23 protein-coding genes, 1 pseudogene and 1 riboswitch are annotated in these 25,707 nt (G+C 66.4%); of the genes and pseudogenes, 13 read left to right on the top strand and 11 right to left on the bottom strand.

Annotated features, from left to right (window positions below; all coding sequences use genetic code 11):
- Positions 1 to 6: 6 nt before the first annotated feature.
- Positions 7 to 116: riboswitch (S-adenosyl-L-homocysteine riboswitch) on the bottom strand.
- 77 nt (positions 117 to 193) lie between these two features.
- Positions 194 to 937 carry a VIT family protein gene (locus P7644_RS01365; RefSeq protein ID WP_404301225.1) on the bottom strand — a complete coding sequence of 248 codons (744 nt, stop codon included), beginning with the start codon at positions 935 to 937 and terminating at the stop codon, positions 194 to 196.
- A gap of 78 nt (positions 938 to 1,015) precedes the next feature.
- Positions 1,016 to 1,912 (bottom strand): LysR family transcriptional regulator, encoded by an 897-nt coding sequence (locus tag P7644_RS01360; RefSeq protein ID WP_404301224.1) that lies wholly within the window; start codon positions 1,910 to 1,912, stop codon positions 1,016 to 1,018.
- A 75-nt stretch (positions 1,913 to 1,987) separates the two neighbouring features.
- Here P7644_RS01360 and P7644_RS01355 point away from each other — a divergent pair, with 75 nt between their 5' ends.
- Positions 1,988 to 2,815, top strand: a complete 828-nt coding sequence (locus tag P7644_RS01355) for a DODA-type extradiol aromatic ring-opening family dioxygenase (protein WP_404301223.1) — start codon at positions 1,988 to 1,990, stop codon at positions 2,813 to 2,815.
- A 283-nt stretch (positions 2,816 to 3,098) separates the two neighbouring features.
- Here the strand turns inward: P7644_RS01355 and P7644_RS01350 are convergent, their stop codons facing one another.
- The gene (locus P7644_RS01350) at positions 3,099 to 4,034 is read right to left on the bottom strand and encodes a LysR family transcriptional regulator (RefSeq protein ID WP_404301222.1); all 936 of its coding nucleotides are present in this window, start codon (positions 4,032 to 4,034) and stop codon (positions 3,099 to 3,101) included.
- 102 nt (positions 4,035 to 4,136) lie between these two features.
- Between P7644_RS01350 and P7644_RS01345 the strand changes: the two genes are divergently transcribed.
- The 5 genes from P7644_RS01345 to P7644_RS01325 all read left to right on the top strand — a co-directional run bounded on the left by P7644_RS01345 (position 4,137) and on the right by P7644_RS01325 (position 9,922).
- Complete coding sequence (locus tag P7644_RS01345; RefSeq protein ID WP_404301221.1) at positions 4,137 to 5,120, top strand: Bug family tripartite tricarboxylate transporter substrate binding protein; 984 nt, start codon at positions 4,137 to 4,139, stop codon at positions 5,118 to 5,120.
- 3 nt (positions 5,121 to 5,123) lie between these two features.
- Complete coding sequence (locus tag P7644_RS01340; RefSeq protein ID WP_404301220.1) at positions 5,124 to 6,152, top strand: 4-hydroxythreonine-4-phosphate dehydrogenase PdxA; 1,029 nt, start codon at positions 5,124 to 5,126, stop codon at positions 6,150 to 6,152.
- Between the two features lie 136 nt (positions 6,153 to 6,288).
- On the top strand, positions 6,289 to 7,461 hold the full coding sequence (locus P7644_RS01335; protein WP_404301219.1) for an L-rhamnonate dehydratase: 1,173 nt from the start codon (positions 6,289 to 6,291) through the stop codon (positions 7,459 to 7,461).
- A gap of 11 nt (positions 7,462 to 7,472) precedes the next feature.
- Positions 7,473 to 8,402 carry a dihydrodipicolinate synthase family protein gene (locus P7644_RS01330; protein ID WP_404301218.1) on the top strand — a complete coding sequence of 310 codons (930 nt, stop codon included), beginning with the start codon at positions 7,473 to 7,475 and terminating at the stop codon, positions 8,400 to 8,402.
- A 71-nt stretch (positions 8,403 to 8,473) separates the two neighbouring features.
- Positions 8,474 to 9,922, top strand: coding sequence for an aldehyde dehydrogenase family protein (locus P7644_RS01325; RefSeq protein WP_404301217.1), 1,449 nt, complete (start codon positions 8,474 to 8,476; stop codon positions 9,920 to 9,922).
- A 59-nt stretch (positions 9,923 to 9,981) separates the two neighbouring features.
- Here P7644_RS01325 and P7644_RS01320 read toward each other — a convergent pair whose 3' ends face one another.
- Positions 9,982 to 10,443 (bottom strand): PACE efflux transporter, encoded by a 462-nt coding sequence (locus P7644_RS01320; protein WP_404301216.1) that lies wholly within the window; start codon positions 10,441 to 10,443, stop codon positions 9,982 to 9,984.
- Between the two features lie 187 nt (positions 10,444 to 10,630).
- On the opposite strand from P7644_RS01320, the gene P7644_RS01315 reads away from it, so the two are divergent.
- The 3 genes from P7644_RS01315 to P7644_RS01305 all read left to right on the top strand — a co-directional run bounded on the left by P7644_RS01315 (position 10,631) and on the right by P7644_RS01305 (position 13,353).
- Entirely contained in the window at positions 10,631 to 11,923 is a 1,293-nt protein-coding gene (locus P7644_RS01315; RefSeq protein ID WP_404301215.1) for a Glu/Leu/Phe/Val dehydrogenase, read from the top strand.
- A gap of 169 nt (positions 11,924 to 12,092) precedes the next feature.
- Positions 12,093 to 13,130 carry an IS4 family transposase gene (locus tag P7644_RS01310; protein ID WP_404301214.1) on the top strand — a complete coding sequence of 346 codons (1,038 nt, stop codon included), beginning with the start codon at positions 12,093 to 12,095 and terminating at the stop codon, positions 13,128 to 13,130.
- Positions 13,108 to 13,353, top strand: a complete 246-nt coding sequence (locus P7644_RS01305; protein WP_404301213.1) for a hypothetical protein — start codon at positions 13,108 to 13,110, stop codon at positions 13,351 to 13,353. The genes P7644_RS01310 and P7644_RS01305 overlap by 23 nt, the downstream gene beginning before the upstream one ends.
- A gap of 35 nt (positions 13,354 to 13,388) precedes the next feature.
- Here P7644_RS01305 and P7644_RS01300 read toward each other — a convergent pair whose 3' ends face one another.
- Positions 13,389 to 14,666, bottom strand: a complete 1,278-nt coding sequence (locus tag P7644_RS01300; protein WP_404301212.1) for a CaiB/BaiF CoA transferase family protein — start codon at positions 14,664 to 14,666, stop codon at positions 13,389 to 13,391.
- A 107-nt stretch (positions 14,667 to 14,773) separates the two neighbouring features.
- Here P7644_RS01300 and P7644_RS01295 point away from each other — a divergent pair, with 107 nt between their 5' ends.
- Positions 14,774 to 15,688, top strand: coding sequence for a LysR substrate-binding domain-containing protein (locus P7644_RS01295; RefSeq protein WP_404301211.1), 915 nt, complete (start codon positions 14,774 to 14,776; stop codon positions 15,686 to 15,688).
- A gap of 33 nt (positions 15,689 to 15,721) precedes the next feature.
- On the opposite strand, the gene P7644_RS01290 is transcribed toward P7644_RS01295, so the two are convergent.
- From P7644_RS01290 to P7644_RS01270, 5 genes are all read right to left on the bottom strand, one after another.
- Positions 15,722 to 18,139, bottom strand: a complete 2,418-nt coding sequence (locus P7644_RS01290; protein ID WP_404301210.1) for a S8 family serine peptidase — start codon at positions 18,137 to 18,139, stop codon at positions 15,722 to 15,724.
- Positions 18,140 to 18,327: 188 nt separating this feature from the next.
- Complete coding sequence (locus P7644_RS01285) at positions 18,328 to 18,750, bottom strand: PaaI family thioesterase (protein ID WP_404301209.1); 423 nt, start codon at positions 18,748 to 18,750, stop codon at positions 18,328 to 18,330.
- Entirely contained in the window at positions 18,747 to 19,904 is a 1,158-nt protein-coding gene (locus P7644_RS01280) for an acyl-CoA dehydrogenase family protein (protein WP_404301208.1), read from the bottom strand. Before P7644_RS01280 ends, P7644_RS01285 begins: the two co-directional genes overlap by 4 nt.
- 20 nt (positions 19,905 to 19,924) lie before the next feature.
- Positions 19,925 to 21,133 (bottom strand): thiolase, encoded by a 1,209-nt coding sequence (locus tag P7644_RS01275; RefSeq protein WP_404301206.1) that lies wholly within the window; start codon positions 21,131 to 21,133, stop codon positions 19,925 to 19,927.
- Positions 21,130 to 21,516, bottom strand: a complete 387-nt coding sequence (locus P7644_RS01270) for a Zn-ribbon domain-containing OB-fold protein (protein WP_404301205.1) — start codon at positions 21,514 to 21,516, stop codon at positions 21,130 to 21,132. The genes P7644_RS01275 and P7644_RS01270 overlap by 4 nt, the downstream gene beginning before the upstream one ends.
- Positions 21,517 to 21,807: 291 nt before the next feature.
- On the opposite strand from P7644_RS01270, the gene P7644_RS01265 reads away from it, so the two are divergent.
- Complete coding sequence (locus tag P7644_RS01265) at positions 21,808 to 22,596, top strand: DUF5602 domain-containing protein (RefSeq protein WP_404301204.1); 789 nt, start codon at positions 21,808 to 21,810, stop codon at positions 22,594 to 22,596.
- Positions 22,597 to 22,721: 125 nt separating this feature from the next.
- On the opposite strand, the pseudogene P7644_RS01260 reads toward P7644_RS01265, so the two are convergent.
- A pseudogene (locus P7644_RS01260) lies at positions 22,722 to 23,042 on the bottom strand (tripartite tricarboxylate transporter substrate-binding protein); the annotation flags it as partial.
- Positions 23,043 to 23,333: 291 nt separating this feature from the next.
- On the opposite strand from P7644_RS01260, the gene P7644_RS01255 reads away from it, so the two are divergent.
- Together P7644_RS01255 and P7644_RS01250 are read left to right on the top strand one after the other, a co-directional pair.
- Positions 23,334 to 24,515, top strand: coding sequence for a M20 aminoacylase family protein (locus tag P7644_RS01255; RefSeq protein WP_404301203.1), 1,182 nt, complete (start codon positions 23,334 to 23,336; stop codon positions 24,513 to 24,515).
- Positions 24,516 to 24,655: 140 nt separating this feature from the next.
- Positions 24,656 to 25,702 carry an SGNH/GDSL hydrolase family protein gene (locus tag P7644_RS01250; RefSeq protein WP_404301202.1) on the top strand — a complete coding sequence of 349 codons (1,047 nt, stop codon included), beginning with the start codon at positions 24,656 to 24,658 and terminating at the stop codon, positions 25,700 to 25,702.
- Positions 25,703 to 25,707: the final 5 nt, after the last annotated feature.

The following is a 25,707-nucleotide window of genomic DNA, read 5'->3' as shown; positions in this document are numbered from 1 at the left end:
AGAAAAAACAGGTGAGCGCCGTTGCATCCGGTGGGCGGATCGTTCCCCCGCCGCCGCCCCAAGCCTGACAGCGCGTGCCGGATGGCACCCGCGCTGCTGCAGCGCTCCTTGGGGCAGAGCCTGGGATTTTACGGCCAGCTCCACGCCGGGTGGCCGTCAAGGCCTATTCGGATCGAACCGCCGCGCGCAGCGGCTACAGCTGCGTGCCGACCAGCCGCCCCACCGCATAGGTCACGCCCATGGCCAGCAGGCCGCCACCGGCGTTGCGCAGTGCGGCGCGCAGCCTGGGCGCGCCGCCCAGATGGGCCGAGGTCACGCCGGTGAGCAGCAGCGCCAGCGTCACCGCCCCCATGGCCACCGGCACCAGCCATGGCGCGGGCGCCAGCAAGACCGCGAGCAGGGGCACCAGCGCCCCCACGGCAAACGCCACGGCGGACGCGCCCGCGGCATGCCAGGGATTGGTGTATTGGCCGGGTTTGATGCCCAGTTCGATCTCCGTGTGGGCCGCCAGCGCATCGTGCTGCGTCAGCTCTTGGGCCGCCTGCAAGGCGGTGGCATGGCTCAGGCCCTTTTTCTGCAGCAGGGCCGCCAGCTCCTTGAGCTCCACCTCGGGCAGCTGGGTCAGCTCCTCATGCTCCAGGCGCACGGCGGCGCGCTCCGTGTCGCGCTGGGTGCTGACCGAGACATACTCGCCCGCCGCCATCGACAGCGCCCCCGAGACCAGCCCCGCCACGCCCGCCGTGAGCAGCGCCGCGAAGCTCGGGCTGGCCCCCGCCACGCCCAGCAACAGGCCCGCCGTGGACACGATGCCATCGTTGGCGCCCAGCACGGCGGCGCGCAGCCAGTTCAGCCGCTGCGACATGCGGCCGGCGGCCACGCCGTCGTAGGCCGAGTGGCCCGGCGCCGTGCCGGAGGATGGTGAATCAACGGAAGGCATGGAAGGGATGGGGCAGATGCCAAAGGGCATGGATGCGACCGCTATTTTCCAGCGTGGTTGTGCTGGCGTGAGCCGCAGTCACGGCCGCGCGCCCAGCCGCTGCACCAGGAAGTCGATCATCGCCCGCACCTTGGCCGGCGCGTGCCGCGCCGCGGGCCAGACGATGTGGATACCGCCCAGGTCGTGCGTGGGCTGGTCCAGCGTGAGCGCCAGCAGCGCACCGCGCGCCAGGGCCTCGCCGACGATGAAGCTGGGCTCGTAGATCAGGCCCTGGCCACCCAGCGCGGCGGCCAGCAACGCGTCGCCGCTGTTGGCGCGCAGGTTGCCACGCACCTTCTGCCGCACGCGGCCGCCTTCGCCAAAGCACCACTGCGCCGGGCTGTTGGTGCTGGACAAGGTGTAGCCCAGGCAGTTGTGCCGGGCCAAGTCGGCCACGCGGCGCGGCACGCCATGCTGGTCCAGGTAGGCGGGCGCGGCGCACAGCACCAGCTGGCAATCGCCCAGGCGGCGCGCCTGCAGGCTGTCGTCGTGCAGCGCACCGATGCGCACGGCCAGGTCCCAGCGCTGCTCCACCAGATCCACCACGGCGTCCGAGAGGCCCAGCTCCACCGTGACGGCCGGGTGCGTTTGGCTGAACGCCGGCATCAGCGGCGCAATGTGGCGCAGGCCGTAGACCAGCGGTGCGTTCAGCCGCAGCAGGCCGGTGGCCAGCCGGCGCTGCGAGGCGGCCGCCGCATCGGCCTCGTCCAGCTCCGCCAGGATGCGCTGCACGGCATCGAGGTAGCTGGCGCCGGCATCGGTCAGCGCCAGCCGGCGCGTGGAGCGGTGCAGCAGCTTGACGCCCAGGCGCGCCTCCAGCGCATTGACATGCTTGGCGGCCATGGCGGGCGACATGTCGAACTGGCGCGCCGCGGCCGACAGGCTGCCCGCCGTGGCGGCGCGGGCGAATACGCGCAGGCTGGTGATACGGTCCATTCAACACTCTGGGTATTAACTGTCTGGGGATTTTGAGGCTTTAAAAATCCTCCGTCAAAACTCAAACTAACATCCATGACAAATACCACCCACCCCACCTCCCGCATGCCCACGCTGTTCATCCCGCACGGCGCCGGCCCCTGCTTCTTCATGGACTGGAGCCCGGCCGGCGCCTGGGACAAGACCGCCGCCTACCTGCGCGGCATTGCCGCCAGCCTGCCGGCCCGGCCCAAGGCCATCGCTCTGGTCACGGCGCACTGGCTGGCCGCGCAGCCCAGCATGAGCAGCGCCGAGCGGCCCGGCATGCTGTTCGACTACTACGGCTTCCCGCCCCACACCTACGAGCTGAGCTACCCCGCGCCCGGCGCGCCCCTGCTCGCCGAGCGCGTGGCCGGCCTGCTGGCCGGCGCCGGCTTCGCCCCGGCGCAGGACGGCGCGCGCGGCTACGACCACGGCACCTTCATCCCTTTGATGCTGGCCTTCCCCGACGCCGACATCCCGGTGCTGCAGCTGTCGCTGCTGAAGAGCCTGGATGCGGCCGAGCACATCCGCCTGGGGCAGGCGCTGGAGCCCCTGCGGGGCGAAGGCGTGCTGATCATCGGCAGCGGCATGAGCTATCACAACATGCGCGGCTACGGCGACCCGCGCTCGACCGCCATCGGCGCCGAGTTCGACCGCTGGCTGGGCGAGACGGTGGCCCTGCCTGCGCCTGAGCGCAATGCGCGCCTGGCCGACTGGGCCCAGGCAAGCGGCCCCGCCGGCCGCCTGTCGCACCCGCCGCGCGCCGAGGAGCATCTGCTGCCGCTGCACGTGGTGGCCGGCGCGGCCGGCGACAGCCGGGGCGCCAAGGTATTCACCGACCGCGTCATGGCGGTGGACATTTCCGCGATCCGTTTCGACTGAAGCCCTTACCCAACAAGCGCAAGCAGCTATTGATACAGGAGTAAGCACATGATCCACGCCACGCGGCTACAGCTGACTGCGGACGACATTACGGCGCTGGACCAGGCCAGCGCACCCGACGAAGGCTGAAGCGCCATGGTGAAAGCGATGCACGATGATGCCGTTTTGCTTCAATTTAAGGAGCATGACACGCTTACTCCACATGCCTAGAAGGCCGATTTGATGCATTAATCGATGGCACACACGCTCCCGCTTGATGCGGGCGGGGCGTGATGCGCCGCCCTCAGTCTTTGCGGTGCAGCAGTTCCAGAAACATCTCGGCCGGCCGGCTCATGGGCCGGTCCTGGCGTACCAGGCTGCCGTAGGCCTCCAGCTTCCTGCTCATGCGGTAGGGCAGGATGCGCAGCATGCCGTGCCCGGCATTGATGTCGGCGACGGCCTGGGGAATGACGCCCACCATGTCCGAGCCGCGCACCAGGTTCATGGTGGTAAGGATGGAGCCAGTCTCGATGAGGCCGCGCGGCAGGCCCAGGCCATGGGCGCGGAACTCCTGCTCGATCAGCGCGCGCATGGGGCTGCCCGGCGGCTGCAGCACCCAGCCATAGGCCTGCAGGGCCTCGAAGGTCACGCTGCGCGACTGCAGCAGCGGGTGGTTGTTGGCCGCCACGATGGCCAGGGCCTCGTCATCGATGGCGCGAAAGCGGTAGTCGCTGTCCGTGCCCCCGGTCATGCGCCCTATCACCACCTCCAGCACGCCTTCGTGCAGCTGCGCCAGCAGGCGGTCGCTGGTGTCCACCGCCACCTCCACCTCCAGCAGCGGCAGCTGACGCTTCAAGTCCAGCAGCGCCCGTGTCAGCCGCCCCGGCGAGGCCGCCATGATGCTGCCCACGGCCAGGCGCCCGGCGCTGCCCTGGCGCAGCTCGTCCAGCTCCCGGTTCAGCGCCTCGATGCTGCCGCGCAGGTTGCGAAAGTAGGCCATCACCCGCTCACCCGCGGCGTTGAGCCGCAGGCGCCGGCCCACGCGGTCGAACAGCGACTGGCCCAGGGCCCCTTCCAACTCATGCAGCATCTTTGTCGCCGCCGGCTGGGTCAAGCCCAGCTGATGGGCGGCGCCACGCAGCGTCTGGCGTTCATCGATGGCCAGCATCAGCGCCACCTGGCGCATGCGCAGGCGGTTCAGCAACTGCGGCGTGCTGTCGCTCCGGTCAATGGATCCCATGGCCGTTTTGATTACCTCAGGTTATTGATTCATCAATAACTTTCAGTTTACACGTATCAATAGCCTGCCTACGATGCGCTCACCATTACCCAGGAGACACCTATGCAACGACGCACGCTATTTCTGGCCCTGACGAGCGCAATCGGCGCCAGCCTGCTGCCCTGGCAGGCCAGCGCCCAGGATGCGGGCAGCTGGCCCAGCAAACCCCTGCGCATGCTGGTCGGCTCCGCGCCCGGCGGCGGCACCGATGCCATGGCCCGGGCCGTGGCGGATCGCCTGGCCCCGCTGCTCAAGCAACCGGTGGTGGTGGAAAATCGCCCTGGCGTCTCCAACACCCTGGCGGTGGACGTCACGGCCAAGTCCACCGACGGCCACACCATGGTCATGGGCGTGGTCACGGCCCATGCCATCGCGCCGCACCTGCTCAAGCTGGGCTACGACAACAACAAGGACCTGGTGCCCGTGGCCTTCGTCGGTTCGGTGCCCAATGTGCTGGTGGTGGGCAACTCGGTGCCCGCCAACTCGGTGGCGGAGCTGGTGGCCCTGGCCAGGAAGAACCCCAGCCTGATCAATTTCGCCAGCAGCGGCACCGGCAGCACGCAGCACATCGCGGCCGAGGTGTTCAAGGACGCCGCCGGCATCTCCATCACCCATGTGCCCTACAAGGGCAGCGCCGCCGCCCAGGTCGATCTGGTCAGCGGCCAGGTGCAGATGAGCTTCGACACCATGCCCTCGGTGATCGGCCAGATCAAGGCCGGCAAGCTGCGCCCCCTGGCCGTGACCACGCGCGAGCGCAACCCTCAGCTGCCCCAGGTGCCCACCATGGCCGAGTCCGGCCTGCCCGGCGTGGAGATCAGTGCCTGGTACGGCATCTACATGCCGGCCGCGACGCCCAAGGCCGTGGTGCAGAAGCTGCACGACGAGGTCAACAAGGTCATCGCCATGGCCGAGACCAAGACCCGCCTGGAGGCCGTGGGCGCCGAGCTGCGCCCCATGTCCCAGGCCGATTTCGAGGCCTTCCACCTCGCCGAATACCAGCGCTTCGGCAACATCATCCGCAAGAACAACATCAAGCTGGACCAGTAAGCCATGCCTCCCGCCCCCCTTCCCGTCGTCGCCCTGACCCTGGGCGACCCCGCCGGCATAGGCCCCGAGCTGATGGCGCGCCTGCTGTCCAGGCCCGAGGCCACACGCCACGCCAACATCGTGCTGGTCGGCGACCCCTGGCTCTGGCAGCAGGGCCAGACCATCGCCGGCGTGCAGGTGGCGACCGACGCCGTGGACGGCCTGGCCGCGGTGCGCGCGCGCGCCGACCGGCAGCGCCCGGCCTTCGTCGCCGTGGACAGCATTGCCGCCGCCGATGTGCGGCAGGGCCAGGTGGGCGCGGCCGGCGGCCAGTCCGTGCTGCAGGTGCTGAACCTGTGCCTGGACGCGGCCCTGGCCGGCGCCATCGACGCCATCTGCTTCGCGCCATTGAACAAGCAAGCCATGAAGCTCGGCGGCCTGCGCCATGAGGACGAGCTGCACCACTTCGCCGAATACCTGGGCGTGAGCGGCTACTTCTGCGAGTTCAACACCCTGGGCGAGCTGTGGACCTCGCGCATCTCCTCGCATGTGCCGCTCAGGGACGTGGCCAGCTACCTGAGCCGGGAACGCATTACCCAGGCGGCCGAGCTGATCTACCACGCGCTGCGCGCCAGCGGCATGGCCCACCCGAAAGTGGCGATCGCCGGCTTCAACCCGCACAACGGCGACGGCGGCACCTGCGGCCGCGAGGAGATCGACATCATCGCCCCCGCCGTGGCCGCGCTGCAGGCGCGCGACTGGCCCAGCGAGGCACCGTTCCACGGCCCCTTCCCGGCCGACACCATCTTCCTGAAGGCCCAGGCCGGCGAGTACCAGGCCATCGTCACCATGTACCACGACCAGGGCCAGATCGCGATCAAGCTGCTGGGCTTCTCGCGCGGCGTCACGGTGCAGGGCGGCCTGCCGATCCCCATCACCACGCCGGCCCACGGCACGGCCTACGACATTGCCGGCCAGGGTCGCGCGAATGCCGAGGCGACCTGGCAGGCGTTCCTCATCGCCTGCCGCATGGGGGCTTCGCGCCTCAAATAACAGCAACCTCCGCCAAGCCCCCGTCATTCCCGCGCAAGCAGGGATCCAGCCCCTGAATCGTCGACGCCTCACAGCCATGGATTCCCGCGTACGCGGGAATGACGTCTGAAACACAACCCCTCACCTACGCACCACCATGAAGATCAAATCCGTCCGCGCCCGCGTCTATGAATGGAAGGGCAAGACCGTTCCGCCCCAGGGCAATTTCTGCTCCAACGCCATGGATCTCGTCTATTCCAACACCGAGAGCATGAGCACCTTCCGCTTCCACTCGTGGACGGTGGTCGAGATCGAGACCGATGACGGCATCGTGGGCCTGGGCAACGTGGCGCTGGCGCCGCGCATCGCCAAGGCCATCATCGACGAGTACCTGGCGCCGCTGGTCATAGGCCAGGACCCATGGGACTACGAATACCTGTGGCAGCGCATGTACCGCAGCACCCACGCCTGGGGCCGCAAGGGCGTGACTATGGCGGCGATATCGGCCGTGGACCTGGCGATCTGGGACATCCTGGGCAAGAGCGTGGGCAAGCCGGTGTTCAAGCTGCTGGGCGGGCGCACCAAGGAAAAGATCCCCTGCTACTACAGCAAGCTCTACCGCACCGACCTGAAGGACATGCAGCAGGAAGCGCAGAAGTTCCTGGATCAGGGCTTCAAGGCCTTCAAGATGCGCTTCGGCTACGGCCCGGTGCACCTGCAGCAGGGCGTGAGCGAGAACCTGAAGTCGGTGGCGGCCGTGCGCGAAGTCATAGGCTACGACACCGACCTGATGCTCGAGTGCTACATGGGCTGGAACCTGGAGTACGCCAAGCGCATGCTGCCCAAGCTGGCCAAGTACGAGCCGCGCTGGCTGGAAGAGCCGGTGATCGCCGACGACATCGACGGCTACGCCGAACTCAATGCCATGAACATCATCCCGATCTCGGGCGGCGAGCATGAGTTTTCGCTCTACGGCTTCAAGCAGCTCTTGGACAAGAAGGCCGTGAGCGTGGTGCAGTACGACACCAACCGCGTCGGTGGCATCACGGCCGCGCACAAGATCAACGCCCTGTGCGAGGCCTACAGCGTGCCGGTGATCCCGCACGCCGGCCAGATGCACAACTACCACCTGACCATGAGCACCCTGGCCTCGCCCATGGCCGAGTACTTCCCGATCTTCGACGTGGAGGTGGGCAACGAGCTGTTCTGGTACATCTTCGACGGCGAGCCAATCGCCGACAACGGCTTTCTGCAGCTCAGGGACGACGTGCCGGGCCTGGGCCTGTCGCTCAAGACCGAGTACCTCCAGCACTTCCACATCGTCGAGTAAGGAGTCGCACCATGCCCGGACTTTCCAACCCGCGCTATCGCGGCATCTTTCCCGTCGTGCCCACCACCTTCCACGAGGACGGCCGGCTGGACCTGGCCAGCCAGAGGCGCTGCCTGGACTTCATGATCGACTCGGGCGTTCATGGTCTGTGCCTGCTGGCCAACTACTCCGAGCAGTTTTTGCTTGCCGACGAGGAGCGCGAAACACTTACGCGCACCTGCCTGGAACATGTGGCCGGCCGCGTGCCGGTGATCGTGACCACCACCCACACCAGTACCAAGATCTGTGCCGAGCGCAGCCGCCGCGCGCAGGACATGGGCGCGGCCATGGTCATGGTCATGCCGCCCTACCACGGCGCCACCTTCCGCTTCGGCGAGGCGCAGGTCCAGAGCTTCTTCCAGGGCGTGTCCGACGCGATCGACATCCCCATCATGATCCAGGACGCACCGGCCGCCGGCACGCCGCTGCCGCCCGCCTTCCTGGCCCGGATGGCGCGGGAGATCGAGCAGGTCAGCTATTTCAAGATGGAGACCGCCGGCGCCGCGGGCAAGCTGCGCGAGCTGATCGCGCTGGGCGGCGAGGCCATCGAGGGCCCCTGGGACGGCGAGGAGGCCATCACCCTGCTGGCCGACCTGGAGGCCGGCGCCACGGGCGCCATGACCGGCGGCGGCTTTGCCGACGGCATCCGCCCCATCATCGAGGCGCACCGCGCCGGCGACAAGGACCGGGCCTTTGAGCAGTACCAGCGCTGGTTGCCGCTGATCAACCACGAGAACCGCCAGGCCGGCTTCCTCGCCGCCAAGGCGCTGATGAAGGCGGGCGGCGTGATCGCCTGCGACGCCCCGCGCGCGCCCTGGCCGCCCATGCACCCCGAGGTGCGGCGCCAGCTGCTGGACATCGCGCGCCGGCTTGATCCGCTGGTGCTGCGCTGGGGAAAGTAAAAAATCTTCAAGCCAAACAGACCTCCAGCGCTTATGCAGTAAGCGCTGACAGCTATTGATGGAGTAGCAAAATGACCCCACACCACAACCTCATCAACGGCCAATGGACCCCCGGCGCGTCCTGCGCCCCCAACACCAACCCCAGCGACCTGTCCGACGTGATCGGCGAATACGCCCAGGGCGATGCCGCCGACGTGCAGGCCGCCGTGGCCGCCGCCACCGCCGCCTTCCCGGTCTGGAGCACCTCGGGCATCCAGGCGCGCCACGACGCGCTGGACAGGATCGGCAACGAGATCCTGGCGCGCAAGGAGGAGCTCGGCGACCTGCTGGCGCGCGAGGAGGGCAAGACCCGGCCCGAGGCCATCGGCGAGGTCGCCCGCGCGGGCCAGATCTTCAAGTTCTTCGCCGGCGAATGCCTGCGCTTGGGCGGAGAGGCCCTGCCCTCCGTGCGCCCCGGCATTGGCGTGGAGATCACGCGCGAGCCCATCGGCGTGGTCGGCCTGATCACGCCCTGGAACTTCCCCATCGCCATTCCGGCCTGGAAGATCGCCCCGGCCCTGGCCTTTGGCAACTGCGTGGTGCTGAAGCCCGCCGACCTGGTGCCCGCCAGCGCCTGGGCGCTGGCCGAGATCATCCACAAGAGCGGCATCCCGGCCGGGGTGTTCAACCTGGTGATGGGGCGCGGGCGCGTGATCGGCGAGGCGCTGGTGAACCACCCCGGCGTGGCGGCCATCAGCTTCACCGGCTCGGTGGGCGTGGGCCGCGGCATTGCCGAGGCCTGCGTGAAGTCCGGCAAGAAGGTGCAGCTGGAGATGGGCGGCAAGAACCCGCAGGTGGTGCTGGACGATGCCGATTTGCCGCAGGCGGTGGAGCTGTCGGCGCAAAGCGGCTTCTACTCCACGGGCCAGCGCTGCACGGCGTCGAGCCGCCTGATCGTCACCGACAGGATCTACCCGGCCTTCATAGCGGCGCTGCAGGAGCGCATGGCCCGCATCAAGGTGGGCGACGCACGCACCGCCGGCACCGACATGGGCCCGGTGGTCAGCCAGGCGCAGCTGGAGCAGGACCTCTGCTACGTGGAGATCGCCAAGGCCGAGGGCGCCCAATTGGCCGCGGGCGGCAGCCGCGTGGCCTGCCACACCGGCAGCGGCAAGGCGGGCTTCTTCATGGCGCCCACGCTGTTCGTGGACAGCACCCCCGCGATGCGCATCAACCGCGAGGAGGTGTTCGGCCCCGTGGCCAGCGTGATCCGCGTGAAGGACTACGAGGAGGCGCTTCACGTCGCCAACGACACGCCGTTCGGCCTGTCGGCCGGCATCGCCACCACGAGTCTCAAGCTCGCCACGCATTTCAAGCGCCACAGCCAGGCCGGCATGGTGATGGTCAACCTGCCCACGGCGGGCGTCGACTACCACGTGCCGTTCGGCGGGCGCAAGGGCAGCAGCTACGGGCCGCGCGAGCAGGGGCGCTATGCGCAGGAGTTCTACACCACGGTGAAAACGGCCTATACGCTGGCCTGATTACCATACTAATGGTAGCTACAAACGCTTGATGGATAAGCGTTACGGGCCGATTTTCTTTATACCGCGGGACTCAGCGCCTGCGCCGACGCCGGCAGGCCGAAGATGCGGTCAAAAGCCCAGTTGAAGGCATAGGTGTAGACCAGGAAGAACAGCAGCAGCCCCGCCTCCATCAGCGTGGCTTGCCACAGGCTCACGTCGAACCACCAGGCCATCAGCGGGATCAACAACAGCGCCAGCCCGCCCTCGAAGCCCACGGCATGCACCACGCGGCGCAGCACCGAACGGCCCTTGACCGCCTGGCGCGCCTCCCACTTCTCGAACAGGTGGTTGAAGGTCACGTTCCAGGCAATGGCCAGCGTAGACGCCACCACCGCCATGATCCCCGAGGCGCCAGCCCCCTGGCCTATGGCCATGAACAGCAGGCTGGAGACCAGGATGGCGATCAGCTCGTAAAGCGAGACAAAGACGAAACGGCGCACCGGGCCTTGCAGGCCGGTGGCGGGGGACGGAGAGGACATGGGCCGGCAGTATAGATACCGTGCCCGTTCCGTGCTCCCCTGGGGACTTGAAGGAAGCATGGAATTGCCTGAGCAGCCAGCATGGTCTATGCATCCGTTGCATTACAGCCAAACAGATGCGTGTTGGACAGCGCACTAGCGCAGGCATAAGCTCTCGCCTCTTGATTTGTTTCACAAGGACAAAGCCATGACGTCTCCCGTCGGCACCCATTCCCTGCCCTCCTACCTCGACCCCAACCACCTCGGCCCCTGGGGCGTGTACCTGCAGCAGGTCGATCGCGTCACGCCTTACCTGGGCAGCCTGGCGCGCTGGGTGGAAACCCTGAAGCGCCCCAAACGGGCGCTGATCGTGGACATTCCCATCGAGCTGGACAACGGCACCATCGCCCACTTCGAGGGCTACCGCGTGCAGCACAACCTGAGCCGCGGCCCCGGCAAGGGCGGCGTGCGCTTCCACCAGGACGTGACCCTGTCCGAGGTGATGGCCCTGTCGGCCTGGATGTCGATCAAGAACGCGGCCGTGAACGTGCCCTACGGCGGCGCCAAGGGCGGCATCCGCGTCGATCCCAAGACGCTGTCGCGCGGCGAGCTGGAGCGCCTGACACGCCGCTATACCAGCGAGATCGGCATCATCATCGGCCCGTCGAAGGACATTCCCGCCCCCGACGTGAACACCAACGCACAGGTCATGGCCTGGATGATGGACACCTACTCGCAGAACGTGGGTGCCACATCCACCGGCGTGGTCACGGGCAAGCCCGTGGACCTGGGCGGTTCGCTGGGCCGCGTCGAGGCCACGGGCCGCGGCGTGTTCACCGTGGGCGTGGAGGCTGCGCGCCTGACCGGCATGCCCATCGAGGGCGCGCGCGTGGCCGTGCAGGGCTTTGGCAACGTGGGCGGCACGGCCGGCAAGCTGTTCGCCGAGGCCGGCGCCAAGGTGGTGGCGGTGCAGGACCACACGGGCAGCATCCAGAACGCCAAGGGCCTGGACGTGCCCGCGCTGCTGCAGCACGTGCAGCAGACCGGCGGCGTGGGCGGCTTTGCCGGCGCTGAAGCCATGGCCAACGACGACTTCTGGGGCGTGGCCTGCGACATCCTGATCCCCGCCGCGCTCGAGAGCCAGATCACCAAGGACAACGCCGGCAGGATCCAGGCCAAGATGGTCATCGAGGGCGCCAACGGCCCCACCACCCCCGAGGCCGACGACATCCTGCACGACAAGGGCGTGCTGGTGCTGCCCGACGTGATCGCCAACGCCGGCGGCGTGACGGTGAGCTACTTCGAGTGGGTGCAGGACTTCTCCAGCTTCTTCTGGACCGAGGACGAGATCAACGCCCGCCTGGTGCGCATCATGAAAGAAGCCTTCGCGGGCGTCTGGCATGTGGCGCAGGAGAACAAGGTCAGCCTGCGCACCGCCACCTTCATCGTGGCCTGCAAGCGCATCCTGCATGCGCGCGAGATGCGCGGCCTGTATCCCTGATAGCGCGCGGCATCAAAAAGCGGCCCGGGGGCTAATGCCAGTCAGTTAAGACAGCAGATCGCCACAGGCGGGTAAAAAGGGAGCATGTTCGTCATGCTCCCTTTTTCGTTTGACTTCCGTACTGCAAAACTCCTTGGATGAGAGCTGGGCAGGGTTGCCCGCTCACGCGATGACTGAGTTGGGCGCGCTGATTGATCCACTGTGGATCGAGCAAGCACTGCATGCCAGCGGCAAGGCATCCATACGTCGGCGCAAGCTGCCTGCAGATCACGCCATCTGGCTGGTCATTGGACTGGCCTTGTTTCGCCACATGCCCATGTGGCAGGTGGTGCAGGAGATGGCCTTGACCCTTGAGGGGCAAGAGTTACCAGCTCCCAGCAGCAGCGTGCAGGTTCGCCAGCGGCTGGGCTCGCAACCCTTGGAGCACTTGTTTGCGCTGCTCACGCAGGCCTGGGGCAGATCGCATCCCGTGCACGAAGAGCGCTTGCGCGTGCTGGCCGTCGATGGCGTTGTCTGGTCTGCGCCCAACAGCGCAGACAACCGCCAAGTGCTGGGAAGTGGTCAGACGCAGTACGGTCCCCAGCCCTGGCCCATGGTGCGGGCTGTGTGCCTGCTGGACACCGATAGCCACGAACTACTCGATGCACAACTGGGTGACTACACCCAAGGGGAGCTGACGCTTGCTGCTGGGCTGCGTGGCCTGGATCACTCCATCACTTTGTTTGACCGGGCGTACTTCTCTGCGGCATTCCTGCTCGACTGGCAGGGCGCAGGCGAGCAACGCCACTGGCTCATGCGGGCCAGAGACAACTTGCGCCATGAAGTCGTGCAATGTCTGGGCGCGGGCGACTGGTTGATCCGCATGCCCATCTCGCAGCGTGCCAGGAAACTTTGCCCCGAACTGCCAAGCCACTGGCAAGCGCGCCTGATCCAGACCGAGGTGCAAGGCAAGAGCAGGCGCTTCATCACCTCGATGCTCGACTCCGAACGCTTTGGCGCATCGCAACTGGCACAGATGTATTGCCAGCGCTGGGAGATTGAACTTGGCTTTCGTGAGATCAAGCAGTCGCTGCAACAGGGCGCAGGCGTGCTGCGCAGCAAGCAAGCAGCCGCCGGAGTTGGTCAAACAGGAGGTCTGGGGCGTATTGATTGCGCATACCTTGCTCAGGCGCTGGATGCGCTTGATGGCCCAGCATGTGAAGGTTGAGCCGGTACGCATCAGCTTCCACACAGCCAAGCATGCCATCATTGGCGCACTCAACACCGTGCATCTGGCTCGCGCGGGAGCATTGCCGAGACACCTGCAACTGCTGCTTGAACAGGCACGCTACTTCGTACTTCCTGCACGCCGTAGCGGGCGAAGCTTCCCGCGTGAGGTCAAGCGATCTCGCAGCAAGTTCCCCACAAAGAAAATGCCAGCAAGCTCTTAACTGACTGGCATTAGCCCGGGGGCCGCTTTTTCATTTCACAGCACGCCCTTGCCGCGCAGCTCCTGCAGCTGCGCCGCGTCCAGCCCCAGGCGTTCGCGCAGCACTTCCTCGGTGTGCTGGCCCAGGGCCGGCGGGGCGTGGCGCAGCGTCACGGGGGTGTCGGACAGGCGCAGCGGGCTGGCCGTGGTGACCACGCGGTTGACGACCTCGCCGGCCGGCATGCTGCCGCCAGGGTAGCGCTCTTGCTCCACGCGCAGGCCGCGCGCGCGCACCTGCTCATCGTCGAAGGCCTGGCCGACATGGTTGATGGGGCCGCAGGGCACGGCCTTGTCCTCCAGCAGCTTGATCCAGGCGGCGGTGCTGCGCGTGCGCGTGAGCGTGGCCATCATCGGGATCAGCGTCTCGCGGTGGATGACACGGCCCGCGTTCAGCGTGAAGCGCTCGTCGCTCGCCCAGTCCACGCCCGCGGCCTCGCAAAAGCGCGCGAACTGGCCGTCGTTGCCGATCGCCAGCAGCATGTCGCCGTCCTGCGTGGGAAAGTCCTGGTAGGGCACGACGCTGGGGTGGGTGTTGCCCTGGCGCCTGGGGATGTTGCCGGCGTTGAGAAAGCCCGCGCCCTGGTTGGCCAGCACGGCCATGGCCACGTCCAGCAGGGCCATGTCGATATGCTGGCCGCGGCCCGTGCGGTGGCGCGCCTCCAGCGCGCCGAGGATGGCGGTGGTGGCGTACATGCCAGTGAACAGGTCGATCACGGCCACGCCCACACGCATCGGGCCGCCGCCGGGCTCGCCGTCGGCATGGCCGGTGATGCTCATCAGGCCGCTCATGGCCTGGATCAACAGGTCGTAGCCGGCGCGCGGCGCATACGGCCCGGTGTGGCCGAAGCCGGTGACCGAGCAGTAGATCAGGCGCGGGTTCAGCGCAGACAGGCTTGCATAGTCCAGGCCATAGCGCTTCAGGCCGCCAGTCTTGAAATTTTCCACCACCACGTCGCTTTGCGCCGCCAGCTCGCGGATCAGCCGCTGGCCCTCGGGCGTCGCCATGTCCACGGTGACCGAGCGCTTGTTGCGGTTGCAGGCCGCGAAGTAGCAGGCGTTGTCCGTCGGCTGGCCTTCGGCGTCGGGGAAGAAGGGCGGGCCCCAGTGGCGCGTGTCGTCGCCGTCGCCGGGTTTTTCGATCTTGATCACGTCGGCGCCCATGTCGGCCAGGTTCTGGGTGCACCAGGGGCCGGCGAGCACGCGGGAGAGGTCGAGCACGCGCAGGTGGCTCAGGGCGCCGGTGGCGGCGCTAGGGGAATGGTCGGCAGCGGTCATGAAGGCTTGGTAGTTGAAATTCGGCCGGCGCATCCTACGCGCACTGCGATGGCGCGGGTTCGGATTTATGAAAGCGGGCGTTTGCCGCGTTTTCTACAATGCCGGCCATGGCCATGCATTTTGATCTTGTGGACCTGCGCCTGATGGTGCATATCGCCGACGCCAACAGCATGACGCGCGGCGCCGAACTGTCCTTTATTTCGCTGCCCGCGGCGAGCACGCGCATCAAGAACCTGGAGGAGAGCATAGGCACCAAGCTGCTGTACCGCACCAGCCAGGGCGTGACGCTGACGCCACCGGGCCAGGCCTTCGTGAGCCATGCACGCATGGTGCTGGGTCAGATAGAGCACCTGCGCGGTGACATGCAGGAGTATGTGCGCGGCATCAAGGGGCATGTGCGGGTGTTCGCCAACACCACCTCACTGGGCGAATTCCTGCCGCCGGTGCTGCGCTACTACCTGCGCCGCAACCCCGACGTGAACATCGACCTGCGCGAACGCCCCTCGCACGACATCGTGCGCGCCGTGACCGAAGGGCAGACCGACATCGGCATCGTCGCCGGCCTGGTGCGCACCGAGAATCTGGAGACCCTGCCCTACCGCCGCGACCGGCTGGTGCTGGTGGTGCCGCGCGGCCATGCACTCGATGGCCAGACGCAGATCGATTTTTCCGACACTCTGGAACTGGACTACGTGGGCCTGCAGGAATCGACCGCCATCTACGTCTTCCTGCGCCAGGCCAGCGACCAGCTGCACCGCCCCATCAAGCTGCGCATACAGGTGGGCAACTTCGAGACCGCCTGCCGCATGATCGAGGCCGGCGTGGGCGTGGGCGTGCTGCCCGAGTCCGCCGCCAGCCGCCATGCCAAGTCCATGGAAATCGCCATCGTGCCGCTGACCGACGCCTGGTCGGTGCGCGAGATGCAGATCTGCGTGCGCAGCCTGGAGGCGCTACCCAGCTTTGCGCAGGAGCTGGTGCAGCTGCTGGTGGCCGATGCGCAGGGACGGCTCGCGTTCGACTGAACGGCCTAGTGTGGTGCGCCGCCCCGCACAGCATCACGTATTCATGATCATGCGCACCAGATTGGGCATGCCCTTGCCCTGGATGTAGGGGTCGCGGCCCAGATCGGTGCAATGCGCCAGCAGCAGCGCCTTGACACGTTCCGGATAGCCGATGAATTCCCGGCGCGCCGAAAGAAAGGCCGCCAGCAGTCCCGAGACATGGGGCGTGGCCATGCTGGTGCCGCTCATTTGCACATAGGCATTGCGCACGGTGACCTTGCTCTTGGGCCATTGGTGGCGTGCCGAGAGGATGTTCTCGCCGGGCGCTACCAGGTCGGGCTTCATGCGCCCGTCGGCCGTCGGACCGCGCGAGGAAAAATAGGACACGCCGTAGGTATGCGGATTGGTCTTGTGTACCGAGCCCACGGCGATCGCCTCCTCCAGGTTGGCGGGGTCGCCAATCGACAGATCCATGTTGGCCGGAATCGGCCCGCCGGCGGAATCGAGCATCGCATAGCCTTCGTTGCCCGCGGCAAGGCACACCAGCACGCCCTGGCGCCAGAGCCGGCGCAGCTCCTGGCACAGCGGGGTATGGCCGCAGCCGAAGACGCTGGGGTCGAAGCTGCCGCCCAGGCTGAGGTTCACGCCATGGATCACCAGCTTGCCGGCGCGCTCATTGAGTTCGGCAATGGTGTCGAGGGCCTTGATGATGAAGGCGTCTTCTCCGCTGCCGCTGTCCCTGAGCACCTTGAAGCCGTAGAGCCGCGCCTCGGGGGCCATGCCCTGCATGTTGATGGTGCTTGCATCGTTTTCATCGTGCGCCAGTGTCATGCCGCCGGCGATGGTGGCCGCGACATGCGTGCCATGGCCGTTGCCGTCCAGCGTGCCAAAGCCGGGGTCGCCGGGTTTCAGCAGCCTGGCGTTGTCGGTGCAGTCCCATTGCGCGACCACATTGCCGTAGGCCTTGAAATGCGGGTGCCCGGCGGCGATCCCAGTGTCGAGCACGGCCCAGCCTATGTCCTTGCCGCAGGCGCCGTAGCCCAGATTCGCCGGGCGCACCTGCAGCGTGTGCGTGGACTGATTGAGCAAGGCGCGCTTGACGGCGTTGCGCCAGACGCGGTCTATCTTCAGCGTGCTGCAGTGGGAGCGCAGATGCTCGATCTCGCCACGCGTGAGGTCGGCGGCGATAAAGCGTTGCATGAGCTGGATGCGGCCATCCTCGGGCTTGACGCCGTTGAACTGCAGCACTTGCCTGATCAGGGTTTCAAGGCGGCTGCGCACCTCTGCAAGCGGTGTTTCATCGCTGCCGTCCGACACCAGCTGGATCAAGGTGGGGTGGCGTTGCTCGCGGTGGCCATCTTCGATATCTGCGACCAGGTCCTTCATCAGCACATTGCGCCCCACTGGGTTGCTGAAGGATGGGCCGGCGGTCTCGCGCACGGTCTGGCGCACGACATCGAGCGAGAGGTAGCCGGTACCGGAATGTGGGTTGGACTTCCAATCGGGGTTGATCATCAGGCCGTGGTGATCCTCCGCCTTCACACCGCGGCTGTTGGCCTGGTAGTCGCTTGCAAGACGCGCATCGAGCGCCACGGGATCGAGGCGTTCAGCCACGTTCAGCCAGCGCTCGACACACTCCGGCACGGCCAGCGGCTTGCCCGGACCGATCTTGCCAAGCGCATCCTTCACCTCCTGGAGGCCCAGGGGCGAGCCTATGGTCACGAACAGGCGCACGTCGCAATCGGCCTTCTGCAGCTGGCGCAGGACATGGTAGGCAATCATCGAGCCTTGGCTGTGTGCGATGACGATGAAGGGACCGCCACCGGCATCCAGGCGCTCGCGCAGTGACTGCTCCATCAGCCGACGCTTGTTGGCATCGAAGAAGAAGTCCCGCACATCCTTGAGGAACAGCTTAGTGATGCGGCGCGTAACCCACAGCCGCATGCCTTCCGGCAAGGGCAGCAGCTTCGCATCCACGCCAGCGGCTTGCTTTTCGCCGCCGCGCAGGCGCGCCTCCAGAGCCGCCATGATCTTGCGCGCGGCGGCATCGAGTTCGACTTCGGGCTCCAGACCGACCTCTGCCAACGCCTGCGCGCCGACGCCATCGGCGCCGTCCAGGAGCCTGTCGCCATCGGCACAGCTGCCCTCCTCTGGCCTGGGATAGCGGCTGCGGTCGACCCAGTAGCTCATGCGGGTGCGGTCGCCCATCGAGACGCCAAACAGGGCCGTATCCCACTGGCACTTCAGGACCGAAGCCACCGGCTTATTGCCAATGCCGTGGATATAGACCACGGTGCCAACTTCCGGTGCGCTTCCTTCCTTGCTCAACAGGGACGGGAATGCCGTCTTCGGAGCGTCTGCGGCAAGGGCAAGCGCAACAAAGGGGCTGACGGACTCGGACGCCGGCGATTTGCCGCCGGCCCCCTTGGGATTGGCTTTACCGGAACGTGAACGCGGTTTCTGTGTCGCCATGATTCCTGCTCCTTGTCTGCATTACTGCACCAAGTTGGAACGAGAGATCCGGCTTCACAACACGGGCTCCGAACCTCACGCGTGTTGCACGCGACGCTTGTGGCCCACTTCACCAGCATCGGCGCAATCGACCGCCCCTTGTATTACAAAGGGTCCGCGGAATCAATGCTTCGGTTTTGGCAATCGGACTACTCTGCCGAGTCCAGTGTCGTCGGCGCCAGCCAGTACTTGAAGGTACCGCTGGCCGTGGCCACCACCTGGCCCTGCTCGTCGATCAGCTGGCCCGCGCAGCTGCACAGGCTGCGCGTGGCATGCACCACCCAGCCCTCGGCCAGCAGCGGGCCGCGCGCCGGGCGGTGGAAGCGGCTCGACATCTCCACCGTCACGGCGGTCTGCGAGGGGGCGTCCGGCAGCTCGCCCGCGGCGCGCGACATCACCGAGTCCAGCAGCGTCATGACCACGCCGCCATGCGCGGCCGGCAGCTGGTTGAGCAATTCCTCGCGCATCTGCGGCAGGCGCACATGCACCTTGCCCGGGGGCGCCGGCACCTGGGTGGCGCCGATGAGGCGCATGAAGGAACTGCGGTCGGGTGGCAGTGCGGCTTCGCTCATGCGGCGCGCGCCTCGCGCACCATGTTGCGGGCGATGATGATCTGCTGGATCTGCGTCGTGCCCTCGTACAGGCGGAACAGGCGCACGTCGCGGTAGAAACGCTCGATGCCGTATTCAGCCATGTAGCCCGCGCCACCCAGGATCTGCACCGCGCGGTCGGCCACGCGGCCGCACATCTCGGTGGCGAACATCTTGGCGCACGAGGCCTCGGTGGAGACGTTGTGCCCGTCATCGCGCCGGCGCGCGGCATCCAGCGTCATGCACTCGGCCGCGTACAGCTCGGCCTGGCTGTCGGCCAGCATGGCCTGCACCAGCTGGAACTCGCAGATCGGCTGGCCGAACTGCTTGCGCTCCAGCGAATACGCGAGCGCGTCGCGCAGGATGCGCTTGGCCACGCCCACGGCCACGGCGGCGATGTGGATGCGTCCCTTCTCCAGCACCTTCATCGCGGTCTTGAAGCCGCGGCCCTCCTGCAGGCCGATCAGGTTGGCGGCCGGCACCTTGACGTTGTCGAAGATCACATCGCAGGTGTGCGCGCCGCGCTGGCCCATCTTCTTGTCGTACTTGCCGAAGCTGATGCCTGGCGACTTGGCGTCCACGATGAAGGACGACACGCCGCCCGCGCCCTTGTCCTCGGGGTTGGTGCGCGCCATCAGCGTGAACATGCCAGCGTGCGGCGCGTTGGTGATGAAACGCTTGGTGCCGTTGACCACGTAATGGTCGCCCTGCAGGATGGCGGTGGTGCGCAGCGAAGCCGCGTCCGAGCCCGCCTCGGGCTCGGTCAGCGCGAACGAGGCGATGACCTCGCCCGTGGCCAGCTTCGGCAGCCACTCGGCCTGCTGCTCGGGCGTGCCGTCCATCAGGATGCCCTGCGAGCCGATGCCCACCGTGGTGCCGATCACCGAACGAAAGGCCGGCGCGGTCTGGCACAGCTCCAGCAGCACGCGGCATTCCTCCTCCATGGTCAGCTCCAGGCCGCCGAACTTCTCGGGGATGGTCATGCCGAACAGGCCCAGCTCGCGCATCTCCTGCATGATCGCCTCGGGGATCTCGTCGGTCTCGGCCACCTCGTTCTCGGCCGGCACCAGGCGCTCGCGCACAAAGCGGCGCACGCTGTCGAGCAGGGCTTCCAAAATTTCTGGATCGCGGATCATGGTCTGGTTTCTTTCAATATTTACAGAGTTTCGGCCGTGCCAAGCACTGCCGTGGACTGGCTCGACAGCGTACCGCCGTTGCCGTGCACCACGGCCGTGCGGTGCTGCTTCAGCTGGCGCTGGCCGGCCTCGCCGCGCAGCTGGCGCACGGCCTCGATGAGCGCAAAGATGCCGTACATGCCCGGATGCACGCAGGACAGGCCGCCGCCATTGGTGTTCACGGCCAGGCGCCCGCCGGGCGCGATGCCGCCGTTCTCCACGAAGGCGCCGCCCTCGCCCTTGGCGCAAAAGCCCAGGTCCTCCAGGAACAAGATGGTGTTGATGGTGAAGGCGTCGTAGACCTGGGCCATGTCCATGTCGGCCGCCTTCAGGCCCGCCATCGCGAAGGCCTGGGCGCCGGACTGCGCCGCACTGGTCGTCGTCAGGTCGGGCATGCACGAGATCTGGCGGTTCCAGATCGCCGTGGCATTGCCCAGCACGTAGACCGGGGGCTTGGGGCAGTCACGCGTACGCTCGGCACGCGTGAGCACGATGGCGCCGCCGCCGTCCGTCACCAGGCAGCAATCGCGCACAGTGAGCGGGCTGGCGATGCTGCGGGCCGAAAGCACGTCCTCGATGGTCAGCGGGTCGCGCATGAAGGCCTCGGGGTTCTGCTGCGCCCAGGCGCGCGCGGCCACGGCCACCTCGGCCAGTTGCGCGCGCGTGGTGCCGAACTCGTGCATGTGGCGCGCCGCGGCCAGCGCGTAGGCGGTGACGGGCAGCACGGGGTCGTAGGGAAACTCGTAAGGCTGCGGGTCCAGGAAGCGCCGCGCGGCGACGCTTTCCTTGCGCCCGAAGGTGGCCGAGCGCTGCGCGCTGCCATAGCACACCAGCACGGCCTTGCACTGGCCGGCCTCCAGCGCGCGGATGGCGGGCAGCAGGTGGGCGATGAAGCTGCTGCCGCCGATCATGGTGCCGTCCACGTAGGTCGGATTGATGCCCAGATGCTCGATCACCGGCATGGTCCACATGCTGGCATTGACGCTGCAGGTGGCCAGGCCGTCGATGTCCCGCATGGTCAGGCCCGCGTCCTGCACGGCAGCCTGCGCGGCGCGCACCAAGAGCGTCATGTCGTCCATGCCGGGCGACTCGCCGCAGCCATAGGTGGCGGCGCCGGCAATGGCCACGCGGCCACGCAGCGGGCGGTTCACGGCGGCGGCGTCGAGCTGGGATTGGGGAATGCGGCTCATGCTGCACCTCCTTGCGTTTGCGCCGGGGTGAACAGCACCAGGCCGCGCCCGTCCTTGTGCGCCACATGGGCCTGCACACGCAGGCCGATGCGCACGTCCTCAGGCGCCAGGCCCTCGACGCGGCTCATCATGCGCACGCCTTCATGAAGGTCGATCAAGGCCACGTTGTAGTTGCCGCCGGCGTCCTGCTTGCGCGCAATCGTGCTCGTGGAATAAACCGTGCCCAGGCCGCTGGGACGCACCCAGCGCAGGCCGCCAGCGCCGCAATGCGGGCACAGCTCGCGCGGGGTGAACACATGGTGTTGGCACTGCGGGCAGTGCTGTATGCAGAAGCGGCCAGCGTCAAGCTCGGCCTGGTAATGGGTTTGTGCAGTCAGGTGCATGGTGTATTCGGCTCAGGCCTCTTGACGGTCTATGGCTTTGTGGAATGCAGCATGCCTGCAAGGGCGGCGCGCTTCAATTTGGCAATTTTTAAGACCGTCTTCAGCGGGTGCGCGGGTGCTCAGGATAGGGGATTGACGGCACATGGCGCTGCTGCGCAAAGTGTGCGTACGACGGGGATTCCAGGCTGGATACCCGTGGGGTGGCGGCGTCGCCTAGCTAGGCACGTCCGACATCCGCTGAAATGATTCGGTACCGGGAAAACGTCGCACGCGAATCAAGGAGAACCCAAAATGACATCGAAATCAGTGGCGAGTCTGCGAACATCAGCGGTGATCGCCGCGTTCGCGGCCCTCGCGGCGCTCAATGGGGCGGCGCAAGCCGAAAACAAGGCTGTGACCTATAAGGGCAAGGCTGTTCGCATCGGCAATGGATCGGCACACACTGTCGTCCACACCGACGCCAGCGGCAAGCCCCACGCGATCGGGATTGTGTTTACGTCAGACGCCCTGGAGGGGTTGCCCGCAGCAGGAGATGCCGGCCACAGCGATGTCCCCTACGTACTGCCCATGCCTGTGAAGGGGCCGAAAACGGTGGTGGATCACGCAGTCATCAACTGGGAGCCTGGTGGCCATCCCCCACCCAAGGTGTACGACGTGCCACACTTCGATTTCCATTTTTACCTGATCGACCCGGCAGAGCGCGCATCCATTCGATTCACTAGCGAGAACGAATCCGGTGAGCCAAGTCAGCAGCCACCACGGGAATTGCTGCCGGAGGGATATGTCATCCCCCCCGGTACTGCCGTACCTGAAATGGGCGTACATGCCATCAACACCGCAAGCGCGGAGTTTCAGGGACAACCGTTCAATGCGACCTTCATATACGGCTATTACAACCAGCGACTGACCTTCCTTGAGCCGATGGCGTCGCTGGAATTTTTAAAATCAAAGCCGAACTTCTCCGCTCCAGTGATCAGGCCGGCCCGTTACAACAAGCAGGGCACATACCCATCCAGCTACACCATCGACTACAACGCAGCCAGCAAGATCTATGAAGTGGGCTTGCGTGATCTGCAATAGCGGGAATGGGTCGATAGGCAAATGGCCGAGCTGCCAGCCCAGTGCCTGCAATCAACCTCAAGCAACCGCCATCCCCCAAACACAGCTCAACCCGTCGTAACCCCCGCCGTCTTGATCACCTTCGCTCATTTGGCAATCTCGGCGCGCAGGAACTGGCGCAGCTGTTCCTGCGTGTCCGGTGCCGCCTCGGCGCCGGCTTCCAGCAGGCGCTGGCGCACGGCGGGGTCCTTGAAGGCGGTGTTGAAGTCGGCGTTGATCTTGTCCAGCACGGTCTGGAGCGTCTTGGCGAGGGCGAACAGGGCCGTCCACGAATAGGCCTCATAGCCGGGTAGGCCGGCTTTGATCTGAGGCGAAGCCGTGGGCGCGTCGGCGAACATCAGGTGCACCTGGCCGCCTAGCAGGTCGTCGCCAAGCGGCTGCAATGTGCGCCGCTCAGGCACATGTTTGCGCATAGCGGCAAGCTGAGATTGATGCCGCCAAACCCAAGACAGCACAGGATGGCGGCGTGCGTCGTCTGGTGTGCGGCATCGGAAACAACATCAAGGATCTGCAGGCCTGTTGAGATCACCAGCTGATGCATGAATCCCGGTGCAAATTGGCAATGAAACCCTCGCCAGCTTCGCCCTCGAGAAACTCCATGTTCAGCAAAGACGAATGGGTGGAGCCGGGGCATGTTCTTACCATCCCTGGGCGGCACAGTTGTGTCGCGCCGTACATCCCCCTCGACCTGCCCTGCCATGCCCGCTCCCACACCCCAAGTACTCCTGGATGCCATGTGCACCCTGTCGCCCGAGTTTGTCGCCATCCGGCAGGACATTCACGCCCACCCGGAGCTCGCGTTTGAAGAGCAACGCACCAGCGACCTGGTCGCCGAGCGGCTGGCCGCCTGGGGCTACCAGGTGCACCGCGGCCTGGGCGGCACCGGCGTCGTCGGCACGCTGCGCAAGGGCAGCGGCGGCCGCTCACTGGGCATACGTGCCGACATGGATGCGCTGCCCATCCAGGAAGCGACCGGGCTGGACTACGCCAGTCGCCACGCGGGCAAGATGCACGCCTGTGGCCATGACGGGCACACGGCCGTGCTGTTGTGCGCCGCCCGCTACCTGGCCGAGTCGGCCGATTTCAACGGCACGCTAAACCTGATCTTCCAGCCCGCAGAGGAGAACGAGGGCGGCGCACTGCGCATGGTGGATGAGGGCCTGTTCACGCTGTTTCCCTGCGACGAGGTCTATGCGTTGCACAACTCGCCGGGTCTGCCCGTGGGCCAGATGACCATCAGCGCGGGGCCCCTGATGGCCTCGTTCGACCGCGCCACGGTGACCTTGCGCGGGCGCGGCGCCCATGGCGCCATGCCGCACCATGGTGTGGACCCGATGCAGTGCGCGGCCAGCATCACGCTGGGGCTGCAGTCCATCGTCTCGCGCGAGATCGACGCGCTCAAGTCGGCCGTGATCACCGTGGGCTCGATACAGGCCGGCGAGGCCTACAACGTGGTGCCCGAAACCGCGCAGCTCAAGATTGGCGTGCGCACGCTCGACCCCAAGGTGCGCACGCTGGTGGAGCAGCGCATACGCGAGTTCATCGCCGCACAGGCGCAGAGCTACCAGCTGCAGGCCGAGGTGGTCTACGAGCGCAAGTACCCGGTGCTGGTCAACCATGCCGCGCAAACCGAGACCGCACGCCAGGCCGCCATCCGGCTGCTGGGCGCCGAGAACGTGCTGGAGCGCCCGCCGGTCATGGGCAGCGAGGACTTCGCCTACATGCTGGAGCACCGGCCAGGCGCCTATATCCGCCTGGGCAATGGCACGGGCGAGGACGGCGGCTGCATGGTGCATAACCCAAAATACGACTTCAACGACCAGGCCCTGCCCATAGGCGCCGCCTTCTGGGCACATCTGGCGCAAAGCTGCCTGAGCTGATCCCCGATTACCTTTCGGACACGGTCAACGTTTACGGATGCCGGTAGCCTCGTCGGGTGGGCTGCACCGCGAATTGTTCATACACCCACAGAACCAAAATCAAGGAAACAAGCATGAAGCAATGGATAGTGAGGGCATGCATGGCATCGGCCGTACTGGCTGCAGTGAGCGGCTGCGGCGGCGGTGATGACCGGATTCCGGTGAAATCGATCACCGTCTTCGGCGATAGCCTGAGCGATGTCGGCAGCTATCGCGCAGCCACGGGCGATCCCGCCAATCCGGGCAAGTTCACGGTCAACCCCGGCAACGTATGGGTGGAGAACGTGGCGGCCCACTACGGCCTGACGGTGACACCCAACCGCTCTCTCACCCTGGACAAGGACGCCAGCTCCGGCGCCACTAACGCGACAGGCACGGCGACGGTCATCGGTGGCAACGGCTATGCCGAAGGCGGTGCGCGCGTGGCCATGCTGCCCAGCGTGAGCGGCATAGGCAACAATCAACTGGTGGCGCCAGTGCGCGCGCAGGTGAACCGCTACCTGCAGACCCACGACCGCTTCCCCGACAACGAACTGGTTCTGATCAGCGCTGGCGGCAATGACGTTTACGCACAGTTCAGCGCGGTCTGCTGGCACACCGACGACAACGGTCTCGGCGCGGGCAACACCACCATCGACATCGCCAGCACCAAGATCGCTGAATCGGCTCAGGCCCTGGTAGACATGCTGCGGCAAATACGCAGCAAGGGCGCGCAGCTGATCGTGTTGATCTCTCAGGGCAACCCCATCGTCAGCCCCTTCTATCGTTACTACAGCTCGCCCGAATATCAAGCCAAGGGCTGCTATACACCCGTTCCGGCGGCGCAGACCGATGCCTGGCGGGCTCAATTCAACAAGATAGTCCGGGACGGCATAGCCAGCATGCCCGAGGTGGTGTACGTGGACGCCCAAGCCACGTGGGGCAACGTGCTGGCCAATCCGGCAAGCTACGGGTTCACCAACCTCATCGACAAGGCCTGCACCAACACCAAGCTCACCACCAGCGCCACGTTCTGCACCCGCGCCACCATGGCGACACCCAACGCGGATCAGACCTACTTCTGGTCGGATGCCTCCCACCCCACGCCGCGCGGTCACCAGGTCCTATCGGATCAGGTGTTGGAACTGCTGAAACCCCGCGCCCGTTGACGCGT

Source organism: Alicycliphilus denitrificans (genome assembly GCF_044792555.1).
Taxonomy (GTDB): Bacteria; Pseudomonadota; Gammaproteobacteria; order Burkholderiales; family Burkholderiaceae_C; genus Alicycliphilus; species Alicycliphilus denitrificans_A.
This window is presented reverse-complemented; position numbering and strand designations above follow the sequence as displayed.